The sequence below is a fragment of the Dyella subtropica genome, from assembly GCF_026283965.1.
GTDB classification, from domain to species: domain Bacteria; phylum Pseudomonadota; class Gammaproteobacteria; order Xanthomonadales; family Rhodanobacteraceae; genus Dyella_D; species Dyella_D subtropica.
Genome location: NZ_JAPDPD010000015.1, coordinates 133,097 through 145,311, shown reverse-complemented (window position 1 = coordinate 145,311; position 12,215 = coordinate 133,097). Strand labels below are relative to the sequence as shown.

9 protein-coding genes are annotated in these 12,215 nt (G+C 60.1%); all 9 read left to right on the top strand.

The annotated features are described in order from the left end of the window. The coding region (locus OUZ45_RS14355; RefSeq protein ID WP_266170810.1) for a transposase at positions 1 to 353 on the top strand (353 nt) is incomplete at its 5' end. Positions 354 to 726: 373 nt separating this feature from the next. Next, the gene (locus OUZ45_RS14350) at positions 727 to 1,110 is read left to right on the top strand and encodes a PadR family transcriptional regulator (RefSeq protein ID WP_266170809.1); all 384 of its coding nucleotides are present in this window, start codon (positions 727 to 729) and stop codon (positions 1,108 to 1,110) included. Beyond that, positions 1,107 to 1,511, top strand: coding sequence for a hypothetical protein (locus OUZ45_RS14345; protein ID WP_266170808.1), 405 nt, complete (start codon positions 1,107 to 1,109; stop codon positions 1,509 to 1,511). The genes OUZ45_RS14350 and OUZ45_RS14345 overlap by 4 nt, the downstream gene beginning before the upstream one ends. 865 nt (positions 1,512 to 2,376) lie before the next feature. Further along, positions 2,377 to 2,862, top strand: a complete 486-nt coding sequence (locus OUZ45_RS14340) for a VOC family protein (protein ID WP_323137561.1) — start codon at positions 2,377 to 2,379, stop codon at positions 2,860 to 2,862. A 482-nt stretch (positions 2,863 to 3,344) separates the two neighbouring features. Next, positions 3,345 to 3,707, top strand: coding sequence for a hypothetical protein (locus OUZ45_RS14335; RefSeq protein WP_266170807.1), 363 nt, complete (start codon positions 3,345 to 3,347; stop codon positions 3,705 to 3,707). A gap of 71 nt (positions 3,708 to 3,778) precedes the next feature. Continuing rightward, positions 3,779 to 4,021, top strand: coding sequence for a hypothetical protein (locus tag OUZ45_RS14330; RefSeq protein WP_266170806.1), 243 nt, complete (start codon positions 3,779 to 3,781; stop codon positions 4,019 to 4,021). Between the two features lie 921 nt (positions 4,022 to 4,942). Then, a complete protein-coding gene (locus OUZ45_RS14325) occupies positions 4,943 to 7,891 on the top strand; it encodes a DEAD/DEAH box helicase (RefSeq protein ID WP_266170805.1) in 2,949 nt (982 codons plus the stop codon). A 1,139-nt stretch (positions 7,892 to 9,030) separates the two neighbouring features. Next, positions 9,031 to 10,848, top strand: a complete 1,818-nt coding sequence (locus OUZ45_RS14320) for a fatty acyl-AMP ligase (RefSeq protein WP_266170804.1) — start codon at positions 9,031 to 9,033, stop codon at positions 10,846 to 10,848. A gap of 61 nt (positions 10,849 to 10,909) precedes the next feature. Next, positions 10,910 to 12,214, top strand: coding sequence for an ABC transporter permease (locus tag OUZ45_RS14315; protein ID WP_266170803.1), 1,305 nt, complete (start codon positions 10,910 to 10,912; stop codon positions 12,212 to 12,214). The last annotated feature ends 1 nt before the right edge of the window (position 12,215 follow it).

Here is a 12,215-nt window from a genome sequence, read left to right as displayed (position 1 = left end):
CCACCGCCTTGGTGGCATGCGTGGGCAATGCCACGCAGTTTGCCAGCGGCCGGCAGATGGCCGCCTCCCTCGGTCTCACGCCCCGACAACACAGCTCTGGCGGCAGGGATCGCTTGCTGGGTATCAGCAAGCGCGGTGACGCCTATGTCCGATCGTTGTTGGTGCACGGTGCCCGGGCGATGCTGCGAACCGCGCCGCGGCACGACGATGCGCTGAGTCGCTGGGTCATCCGGCTGTCGTCTCGATCTCACCCGAACGTGGCCTGCGTGGCGATGGCCAATAAGACGGCGCGCATGGCCTGGGCCATGCTGCGTCACGGCACGAACTATCAACCGGCGCTGGCGGCCGCCTGAGAGGAGCATCCGAGGAAATCCCTTCCACGATTGCGAAGCCCCCGCGTGATGACGTACCGGTCGGACCGGCGTCGGCAAAACCCTGAAATGTCCGTGTGCTGCAAGCACGCCAAAGCGATTGGGAGCCGACGCGCGACTAGCTCATCGTGGCCCGGCACCGCTTAGGCGGTGCAGCGACTAGAGGCCGGATATACGTGTGCAGTCGACACGGACGCCAGAGCTAAGGGATGCTTGGCAAAGGGGAGGAGTCCATATACGGACACTGTCTCTTCGGTTCTGGCTAGGCTGGAACCGGTTGTTATCGTCGGCAATCGGGCTTGGGTCTTGACTCAACACTCCCAGGCATACAATATATCCGTCACGGATATATTGTATGCCTGCCAGCCATCCCCAAAAACCAGCGTCACCATTGTCGCCGGCGGTGTTCCACATACTGCTGGCGTTGGTCGATTGCGAACGACACGGCTATAGCATCATGCAGGCCGTCGAGAGTGATACCGCGGGTGCACTGAAGCTCGGTCCAGGAACCCTATACGGATGCCTCAAGCGCATGCTCTCAGCGGGGCTCGTTGAAGAGTGCGAAGAACGTCCTGATCCGGATCTCGATGACGAGCGGCGACGTTACTATCGCGCGACCGATACGGGACTGCGCGCTGTTCGGGTAGAGGTAGCCAGATTGGCAGCGGTTGTCTCTGTGGCTCAAGCCAAAAAATTGCTTCCCCGAAATCTGCCGGTGATAGCGGGACAATCCAGATGAAGCCCAACCATCTCGCCGTCCGACTGCTGGAATGGGGTTTTGACGCACTTTTGCTGATCTATCCAAAACCCTTTCGGGAACGGTTTGGCCGGGAAATGCGGATGGCGTTCAGCGCTGAGGCCGCGGATGTTCACCGAAGTGCCGGTGCGATGGCCCTGGTGCCGTTTTTCATTCGAATCATCATAGACAGCCTGGTTTCCTCCGGACGGGAGTATCTCGACATGCCACAACGTTTGCTTGCTATAGCAATGGTGTTGGTCCTGGTCCCCGTGGACTGGCTTACTTTTCACGACGTTTTCGAACCACATACGGTGCGCGACTATTTGACGCTTGCGGCCTCGATCCTTGTCTTCGCGCATATTGCAGTCGACTTTCATCATCGACGAATCGCCGCTCGATGACCTGTGTTGCCAAGAGCGGCGTTGTGTCTCTGCGAGAAGACATACGTGCCGCGTTGCGTCGGCTAATGTGAGCGTGAGGTATGCGGCCGTCCGTTCGCTGTGTTCCGCGAATTGATTGATCCGCGCGTTGCGCTCGATGCCCGGTGGGTGGGGCCAGCGCGTCTTGTCCGCTTCCGACCCGAAGCAGACACTATGTCCCTCAGATTCCGGGCTGACCAAGTAAGGGAGATAAATGGCTACTCAGGAGGATGTTCGGTGTGCGGATTGCCGGGTCGGCTATCACGCGCCTTTCGAAAGGTTTGAGCGCGTAGCCGCCATCGAGCAGGGGCCGACCTTTCTAATACGTTGCACGGCATGTGGTTCGCTGTGGCATGAAACGCTTCGCGACGCCAGACTGCTAAGCAGGCTGGAGGCAGCAACGATGTATCCGGCAGCGACGATAGGTTAGTGCCTACTTCCGACCCGGAGCGGACATTGCAGCAGAGGCCCGGGGAGGGCCGCTGAGCATGGGTCTTTCGGCTATTCATGGATGCAAGCGAGGGACTATGGGGCGAGATGAACTGGTCGCGATACTGAAGCGGAGTGCGAGTGATTCGCTGAAAGCCGCAGGGCACATGCCCCCGGGTGTGCTGGGCGTTGCTTTAGGCTGGACGTTCGAGGTCGACCCAAAAGACGAAGAGGGCCGCGAAGGTTTTCGATTGAATTGGTGGACATACTTCGATGAAGCGCCAGGCGAGGCTGAGGCCGAGTTTGCCGGTACATCGTCAGATGTCCTCTGTGGGGAGCTCTGGCGGCACCTGATCTGGGTCGATCATCAAAACATCGTCACACAGTCACTACCCACGGACCTTGCCTTGCCGTCTGGATGCTGGCTATATCGACGCGAGATTCTCTGAGTGTCCGCTTCCGACCCGAATTGGACATGAGAGAGAAGCCATTTGTGGGTCGCAATCAAAAGGCATTCACAGTTATGCATCACTCAAGACTCTGCGCTTTGCTAATCGACTGCAATGGGCCTGATGTGGATAAGGCTGCCGGCTTCTGGGCCGAGGCATTGGGTCGTGCGATAGATCCCGATCATCCAGGCACGCGTGGCAACTACCGCATGCTGGAGACACCACCCGACGAACCTATCGTGCAAATTCAACGCGTCAGCCACGAGAGCAGGGTTCACATCGACATTGAGACCGATGACATTTCGGCTGAGGTACTTCGGCTTGAAAGGCTGGGTGCCACCGTGGTTAGTCGCTTGGAGCGATGGGTGGTAATGCAAGCTCCCACGGGGCAGCGATTCTGTGTCGTGCGTGTGCAGCGACCGGGGTTTCCCAAGAATGCGAACCGCTGGGATTGAGGCCCTCGGTTTTCGGGTGAACACGTTGATTGTCCGCTCCCAGCCGTCAGCGAATCTTGCAGCTGGAGCGACTCGCCGGCAATCTGGGAATGTCCGCTCCCGTAGGAGACGTACTGCGTAGGCGCGACCTTGCTGCGTGCAAAGTTTACGCTGGCAAGACGGGCCAGGTAGCTAAGCTTAGTGACTTGAAGTGGGACTAGTTAGGATTTTTGCTTGGACTGAACTGTCAGCTTTCGACCCATAGCGGACCATCACGGTCGGGTGCCTTGTTCGCAAGAGCATGCCCATTGGCATGGCCGACAAGAAAGGAGAGGTGAGTGAGAACGGGAATCTGCAGCGTGGTTTTGACCTGCCTGGTCAGCAGCAGCCTTTGGGCTGCTCAAGGGCGGATGTCGGAGGCGAACGCCGTCCGGACCGTCGCGGCGTCGATCGTCGTTCCGAGACCGTGTGTTTCATTCAAGGCCCATGGAGCGCGAGTCCTATTGCCCACGACGAAGCTGGTTGAATTGAGTCGGCATAAAGGCCAGCCCTATCAGACCGAGCAAGAAAGACTCGATCTCATTGCAGGGAATCGGGCAGCTTTACTGCTTCGGGCAACTACTTCAGATCAAGATGCTTCCGGTTGCTCCGTGGTTTCCCTCGATAGGGGCGCTCATGGCACCGAAGCCATGTTCCTGGTGGGGACACTTATACAGAGTGGTCAGGCAGTCATCCTTCGCGACGGTTCCAGTCAACCCGAATCGAGCGTGGTGATACACGACCATGACGGACAAATGGCAGGCTATCGAAGCTTCGAGTTCATGGATGGCGGCGTGTTTCTTTCATTTCCGACTTGGGTGTCTTGAGCAGAGGTCTGCTTTCGACCCGAAGCGGACATCCCAGAAAACGATGCCGATTGCGGGCAAATGGGGGAGCGATGAAGTACAAGGACGGACAAACTGTTCGCGCGGGTGACGTCGTGCAGATCGACGACCTGTATCGAGGCGTCGTTGTCGCAGCCATCGAAGACAAAAGCTACTTGCCTGGGTATGAGGAGAGGGAATGGGACTATCTGGAGAGCGGCGCGCTGATCGATACAAACTTCGCCGGGTTAGTCCACTATCCGCATGACGATGAGCAGTTGGTTCTATTGTCTCGGGGGAATGAGGCCAGCGAATAGGTCCGCATTCGACCCAGAGCGGACAGTTCCATTGGAGGGGAAGTGGGCAATCGATTGCCAGCCAGACGGATTGCATACGAAAGGCCCCTGACGGGGGTGCTGATACACCGAACCATGTCTAAGCTCTTTCCCCGTAGGAACGACTACGGGAGTGGCTCATTCGATGAGTTGGTGCCAGAGCTGCAGGCGCTCGGGATTAGTTGCGCCGGGGATTTCAAGCGTCTGATGACCCGCTATAGACGTGCGTTGCTCAGCTTTGATCGAGCCCCTTTGTCAGAGTTCGAACGCCGCTTGGCCACCAGTGACTACGGTGTGGCTTTCGTGTCAGACGCCACGAGACGCCAGTATTGGTTCGCTTACCCTGGCTTGGTACGAACGGCCATAGAGATGCATTTCGGCGAGGATGCTGTGCCATCAAAGCGTGAAGAATAGAAAATTGTTGGGATGTGCGCTTCCGACCCGAAGCGGACATTGCCCAAGCGAGCGCTGTTCATCCCGTAAGGGCACAGGGCAGGGTGATTAGGTCAAGTTATCGGGGGTACCTGGGGTGGAAACACACTGCGAACGAAAGCATGATGACGGGGACGTACACGACTGCGACCATGGCGGAAAGCGCTGAGAGCGCTTTGCCGCTGGCAAAGCCGACCGGTATCTCGAACCAGCGGCGGAAGTCTGCCGACATGAATGCGGCAACGCCCACGACAAGACTGGTGACAGGGGCTTTACGGGCAACCATCCATTCGAGCAGGTCAGAGACAGCCTCGCCCCGAGCGTTCGCTTGAACCCGTCGCTTGACAATAGGTATCGTCGGCACGTTGCAAGTCGGCGCTACCCATAGCAGGATGCCGGTTGGCCGCCATGGAAGGCGGGCGTCGAACGCGACGCCTCCACTGATGGATGTTCCGGCTGACAGGGGCTCATATGGATGTCGATGATCAGTTTTACGCTGAGAACGCCACCTACAGAAGCTGGGCCGACCACCGCCTGACGTTTCGTTTGGGGTCGGCAGCAAACGACAACCGCGGATTCCGTCGGCCGCAGCGAGCGGCAGCCTTTGCCATACTTTCGCACCTGGATGCCGAACCGGCCACGCCAGCTACAATCATCATGCCGACGGGCACCGGTAAGACTGACACGCTGATCGCAACGATCATTGCGGGGTTATTTCGGCGAACCCTAATTGTCGTCCCCTCGGACGCTCTCCGGACGCAGATCGTGGGCAAGCTGCAGGACCTAGCGACCCTGCGCAACATCGGCGCGGTCAACGCTCAGCTGAGCGCGCCCGTGGTTCATGTCGTCGAGGGGGTAGGGACGGCGAATGCCGCCCACGCCATCGCTAGCTCGAACGTCACAATAACCACGGCCGCCGCCTTGGTCCAACTCACAGCCGACGAGCTGAACGCGCTCCTCGCGCAGTTCACGCACCTTATTTTTGATGAGGCCCACCACGTTGCGGCCCAGAGCTGGGACCGCATCGCACGTGCCTTCGGCTCCAAGCCGCGCCTCTATTTCACGGCGACCCCATTCCGCCTCGACGAGCAACGGCTCGGCGGCAAGATCATCTTCAACTACCCACTGCGACAGGCCCAAGACGACGGATATTTCCAGAAAATTGAGTTCCATCCGGTCCGCGAGTATCGGGAATCGCACGCCGACCAGGCGATAGCGTCGAAAGCCGTGGACCTGCTCCGCGCTGACTTAGAGCGGGGCCTCGATCATCTGTTGATGGCCAGAACCTCGTCAATCGCAAAGGCGAAGGGTCTGCTTGCGCTCTACCAGGAGCTCGACGACAACGACGCATTGGCACCCATCCTGGTCCACAGCAAGGGGGCGGGGAATGCCGCGAAACTGGCGCGACTGACCTCACGGGATAGCCGAATTGTGGTCTGCATCTCGATGTTGGGCGAAGGATTCGATCTGCCCGAACTGAAGATCGCGGCCATTCACGACCACCATAAAAGTCCGGCCGTGACGCTGCAGTTCATCGGACGCCTCACCCGTGCCAACGAACGGCTCGGCACAGCCAAGTTCGTCGCCAACATTGCCAACCATGCTGTCGAAGGTGAGATGCGTCGACTTTACGAAGACAGCGCTGACTGGGGATCGGTTATACGCGAGGTCAGTGAGGGAAAGATCGGCCGGGAACTCGAGCTCCAGGAATTTGAAGCGCGGTTCGACAGCGACGGCGACTGGGCGAACATCGGCTCGTTGAATCCCTTTCCCAAGATCAGTGCAATGGCTTACGCGATCGACCAACGGACCTGGACGCCGGACAGGGCGCAGTTGCTCAAAGGCCGCGGGGAGGAGCTCAAGCTCTGCGCCGTGAGCGACGATAAGCGACTGATTGTGGCGGTTACTTCGGCCAAGTCTCCTGTGCCGTGGGCGAGCACCGAGATCATTTCTAGTACGACATGGCACCTTTACATGGCGTATTACTCGATCGAGACATCGACCCTGTTTGTCAGCGCCACCAATGATGACGGCCAGCGCGAGAAGCTCGTCAAGCTCATCTCCACGGATGCGCAGCGCCTCGACGGAGAACGGGTGTTCCGCATCATGGACGGAATCAATCTCCTGAAACTCCAAAACGTGGGATTGACTCGCGCGACGCGCGATGTCCGGTTCACCATGCACGTCGGACATGACGTCAACTCGGTGATGGATGACCTTGAGAATGGCCGGTCGATCAAGTCGAACATCTTCGGCTCTGGCCACGCAGACGGAACGACTACCACCGCCGGTTGTTCATCCAAGGGCAAGCTCTGGAAGATGGATTCGGGGACGATCGACCAGTGGATGCGGTGGTGCGACCTGGTGGCCACCAAGCTGCACGACGACACAATCGATACGGCGAAGATCCTTCGCAATGTCATGCGCGCCCAGTTCATTCAAGGTGCATGGCCTGACGGCCTGTTCTACGCCGACTGGCCGGACACGATCGGCATCGAGACCGAAGGGCGGTGCGCCATAACGCTGAACGGACAATCCTATGCGTTAACCGAATTGCGCCTGGCCACGCCGATTTACGAGGACGCCTTGCGCCTCGCCGTGCCCTTGATGCGTGTGCGCGAAGATGGCCAGGAGGCGGAACTGCTGCGTTTGAAAGTGCGACTAACGAATGATGGGTACCAAGTGGAAGCGGGCCGGGCCACCATACTTGGTGGTGGCACGCAGTCACCGCTTAGCGAATACCTCAGTCGATTTCCGCTGCGGCTACTGAGCGTGGATGGATCATTCGTCCTGGGGAACTATCGGTATTACACGGATCAGAGCCTCAACGTGCGGCTACCTCGCGAGCGCCTTTCGCCGTGGGCGTGGGGCGATACAGATATCAGTAAAGAGTCTATGCGAGCACGGGATGACTTCAAGAGCGTCCAGGGCTACACGTTCCTCTGCATTCGTGATCAGTACAACGTGGTTTTCAACGACGATGGTTCCGGCGAGATTGCTGACTTGGTGGCGATACGTGAAATCGACCACCAGATCCACGTGGACCTCTACCACTGCAAGTATTGCAACGCCGGGAAAGCGCCAGGGGCTCGAGTGGATGACGCCTACGTTGTTTCCGGCCAAGCCAGCCGCTCCGCAAAATGGTTGCACCGGGGGCCCGCGATCTTTCAGCGACTGCTGGAGCGTTACGGAAAGTCACTAGAAGCGGACTTCGACCGCCTACTGAAAGGATCGCCAGAAGACCTCGAGGTTTACAAAAGCAAGGCACGTAACCTTGAGGTCAAGCTCAATTTCATCATCGTGCAACCGGCGGTCTCAGCTGCAGCGATTAGTGAAGAGATGCTTACAGTTTTCGGCTCAAGCTACATCTACCTGCGGAATACCGCGAACGCCGAGTTAAGCGTTATTTGTAGCCCGTGATTGATGCATCTGATGAGGCCGGAACTGTGCTTGCAATACAGAGTGCGGCGCGCGACGGGGCCCGCCAATGACCGCGCCAGTCTCGCCCGGTGCAATTTCCCATCCTTCGCCCCTAAACCTGGCGACGAACCACGCGACTAACCCGTGTTATCGAGGGTAGGGGCGACGTCCCCCCGGTTTTCAGTAGCGCAGCGGTTTGGAGTCCAATCCCTCGAAGCTTAAGGCGCCTCTGACTTGATGGCGCTGCGACGCGGATAGATCACCGCACACGGCTTTCGCGCCGCCTTCAGCACGACGATGAACGAGCGGGGCAAGAATCCTGACGTCATCGAGGGGGTGTTCACGCACGTCCCGAAGGACAAGATTCGCTCTGCCTATCCTCGGTCGCAGTCCCAGCTGCCGGCACCTTCTATCCTTCGTGGCATCACCTGACGTGTTTCGGCCGCAATGCTGCGAATGACGCTTGGGTCGGGCGTGGTGAATGAGGAAGGCCAGTATCACTCCGATATCTTCGTGTGCGGCCCCGCTCGCAAGCCATTGAGCGAGCTTTGGAAGCGCGGTCCAGACTTCGGTAAGCAGTCGCTCGTGGCGTCATCGCGGATGTGAAGTCATTTCACATCGTCTTCATTTCATCAAATCCACACTCCAGATGGACGTCGTAATAACAACTGCGAGACTGGGCGCTTCGCTGGTGATGCTTCGTTGGTAGGGAGTGCGCTTCAATGGTTGAAGGCGAGGGCAGGGAAGGGGCGCTTGCAGCCCTCAGGCATCACGAAGATCAATCTTCAATCAGGTGGGGCGACGAGGCAACGTTCGCCCGCAAGTCTTGTGCCCTTTATGCGCGGTAGAGAAGGCGGAGCCGTGCTCGATGGCGTGCCGACTATCGCCGATGGTCGAGGCTGGCTTCCACAGCATTTCGGCATCGACTTCTCCGATTCCCATCGATTCGACAGGCGCTGCGGCGGTTCGACGGCCTCGGCGGCTGGCATCGCGTGGCCGGCAGGGTGGTGAAGCTCGAAGAGTGGGCTGCTGTTCGGGGAGGTGCAGGGGCAGGGGCAGGCATAGACCTCGATGTGAGGATGCGCGGGTTGTTCAACACGGGCGGCTAATCGGTGGGGATCATGTGTCCAGATAGCCAAATGGGAAGTTCGGATCGGGAAGTGGTGCGCAAGGCGCTGGTGGCGGATGTCGTGGCGGCGGATCACCGGCATCTGGTCGATCGCTTTCGCGCGCTGGCCGACATTTTGCCGGACTATCCGGCGATCAGTTTTCTCGACCGCGGCGAAGAGCCGGTCTCGACCTTGACCTTCCACGAGCTTGACTGCAAAGCTCGTTCGCTGGCGGCGTGGTTTCAGCGGCAAGGCGCCCAGGGCGCGCGAGCGATCATGCTGTTCGATGCCGGTGTCGAGCTTGTCTACTGCTTTCTCGGTTGCACCTACGGGAAGGTGATCGGTGCGCCGATGCCGGCGCCGGCGTCGAGCAAACTGGATCGCTATCTGGTTCGCGTGCAGAACGTCATACGTGATGGCGACGCACGTTTTGTGTTGACCACCGCGGCGATCAGGGATCGCCTGCAGGCCATGGCCGGCACGATGCAGGGCTTCGAACAGGTCGAGTGGGTCGCCGTGGACGAGCTGGCCGATCTTTCCTCCGCATGGGTGGAAGATGCTGTCGACACATCCGAACTGGTGTATCTGCAATACACCTCCGGCTCGACCTCCATCCCCAAAGGGGTGATGGTGACGCACCGAAACCTTATGAGCATGGTCCAGTACATGGGGCATGTTGGCGCTTACGCGCAGCAAGGTTCAGCGGCGGTCTGCTGGATGCCGTACTTCCACGACTTTGGCTTGATCGACGGCCTGCTGGTGCCCATGGCCCATGGCATGCCGGTTTACCTGATGTCGCCGTTCGATTTTGTGCAGCAGCCGATGCGCTGGATCAACGCGATACATCGCTTCCGCGCATCGCACAGCGGCGGCCCCAACTTTTCCTTCGACCTGGTTGCGCGGAAAAGCACCGCGGCAGAGCGTGATGCGCTGGATCTTAGTGGTTGGCGCCGCGCCAATAATTGCGCCGAGCCGATCCGCTGGAGCAGCGTGCGGCGTTTTCTCGATGCATTCGGGCCTTGCGGGTTCGCCGACGAAGCGATGGCGCCCATGTATGGGCTGGCCGAGGCGACGCTGGCCGTCAGCATGGCCGATGGCGCGCCCAAGCTGTTTTGCCTGGACCCGGAGGCGTTCGAGCAGCACGGCGTGCGACTGGTGGCGGAAGATCAGCCGGCACGGCATTTGGTGGGTTGCGGACAGGTGTTTGCCGGGCCGTGGCAGGTCGAGGTACGCATCGTCAATCCCGATACCGGCGAGCCGACGCCCGCGGGGCAGGTAGGCGAGGTATGGGTGCATGGCGACGTGGTTGCCAAGGGATATTGGAACAAGCCGGTGGAGACGGAGGAGAAGTTCCGCGCCAGGATCGCCGGTGTCCCTGGCCTGGACTTCATGCGTACCGGCGATATGGGGTTCATGCTCGGCGAGGAGCTGGTGATTACCGGGCGCCGCAAGGACCTGATCATCGTCGAGGGCCGGAATCATTATCCGCAGGATATCGAGGCCACCGTCGAGAAAGCGCTGGAATGCCTCAGGCCCGGGTGCAGCATTGCCTTTTCGGTGGAGACCGAAGAGCAGGTGCATGTGGTGCTGGTGTGTGAACTGAAGAGCAAGTTCGTATTGGCCGAAGACGCGGGCAGCGGCAGCGCCGCGGCGCATGTTGTGGAGCGCAAGGAACTGGAGCGCGCCATCCGGCGCGAGGTATCGCAGGAACACCAGTTGCGCGTGCACGACATCGTCATTCTGACGCCAGGCCTGCTGCCCAAGACCACCAGCGGCAAAGTGGAGCGCAGCGGTTGCCGGAGCAAATATATGAGTGGCGCGCTGGTTCACGGCGTTCCGCGTCGTTAAGCGATGGACATTCTGGCGGGTTCCGGCATGCACCTGTGCTCCCGTCCCCGAAGGAGAACGCATGTTCAGTTACTACCTCGACCTGGCCCTGCGCAGCCTCAGGCGCAACATCGCGCTTACCGCACTGATGGTGCTGGCGGTTGCACTGGGCATCGGCGCCAGCATGACCACGCTGACCGTGCTGCATGTGCTGTCGGGCGATCCGGTGCCGGGCCGTAGCGCGCAGCTTTATCGCGCCCAGATCGATCCGCTGGACGCCAGCGGCTATCGGCCGGGCCAGACGCAGCCGCCGGATCAGGTCACCTGGATAGATGGTATGAACCTCCTGCGGGAAAAACGCGCGGAGCGTCAGGCACTGATGACCGGCGGCCAGGTGGCGGTGCAGCCGGACAACACGATGCTTGACCCGTTCTACGAGGCGGCGCGCTACACCACCGCGGATTTCTTTCCCATGTTCGGCGTGCCGATGGAATACGGTCGTGCCTGGAATGCGGCGGATGACGAGGCGAGTGCGCGCGTGGCGGTGATCAGCGCCGCGCTCAACGAGAGGCTGTTCGGCGGCAAGGACAGTACCGGGCAGACTTTGCGCTTGTCAGGTGCTGCGTTCCGCATTATCGGCGTGCTCGGCGACTGGCATCCCAATCCGCAGTTCTACGACCTCAGCCGCAAAAGCTACGGCCAGAACGAAGGCGTTTACGTCCCGCTTTCCACATCCCAGGACGTGGGCATGAATCAGGATGGCCGCGTCGATTGCTGGGGCAACGGCGGCTCAGGCAAGAACCCCAGCCATACGGGGCTTTGCGTGTGGCTGCAGTTCTGGGTGCAGCTCGATCCTTCGGCCGCCCCGGCATACAAGGCGTTCCTCGTCGACTACTCGGCCCAGCAAAAAGCACTGGGGCGTTTCCAGCGGCCGCCGAACGTGCGCCTGCGCAACGTCATCCAGTGGCTGGACTACAACCAGGTGGTGCCGGACGACGTGCGCCTGCAGACCTGGCTGGCGTTCGGCTTCCTGCTGGTGTGCCTGGTCAACATGATGGGCCTGATGCTGGCGAAGTTCATGCGCCGCTCGGGCGAACTGGGCGTGCGGCGCGCACTGGGTGCATCAAGGCGTGCGTTGTTCGCGCAGCTGCTGATCGAATCGGGGGTCATTGGCCTTGTCGGCGGCGTCGGCGGCCTGCTGCTGGCCTTGCTCGGCTTGTGGCTGGTGCGCCGCCAGCCTGCGGCGTACGCGGCATTGGCTCATCTCGACCTGGCTATGCTGGTGGCTACTTTTCTGTTGGCGCTGGGCGCGAGCCTGCTGGCCGGCCTGCTGCCGGCCTGGCGCGCCTGCCAGATCGCCCCCGCCCTGCAATTGAAGACCAATTGAC

Bases quoted from the DNA above. Each gene is read 5' to 3' on its own strand.
- OUZ45_RS14345 (WP_266170808.1), top strand. From the start codon at position 1,107: ATGAAGCCCAACCATCTCGCCGTCCGACTGCTGGAATGGGGTTTTGAC.
- OUZ45_RS14340 (WP_323137561.1), top strand. From the start codon at position 2,377: ATGCTGGCTATATCGACGCGAGATTCTCTGAGTGTCCGCTTCCGACCC.
- OUZ45_RS14325 (WP_266170805.1), top strand. From the start codon at position 4,943: ATGGATGTCGATGATCAGTTTTACGCTGAGAACGCCACCTACAGAAGC.
- OUZ45_RS14315 (WP_266170803.1), top strand. From the start codon at position 10,910: ATGTTCAGTTACTACCTCGACCTGGCCCTGCGCAGCCTCAGGCGCAAC.
- OUZ45_RS14350 (WP_266170809.1), top strand. From the start codon at position 727: ATGCCTGCCAGCCATCCCCAAAAACCAGCGTCACCATTGTCGCCGGCG.
- OUZ45_RS14330 (WP_266170806.1), top strand. From the start codon at position 3,779: ATGAAGTACAAGGACGGACAAACTGTTCGCGCGGGTGACGTCGTGCAG.
- OUZ45_RS14320 (WP_266170804.1), top strand. From the start codon at position 9,031: ATGGGAAGTTCGGATCGGGAAGTGGTGCGCAAGGCGCTGGTGGCGGAT.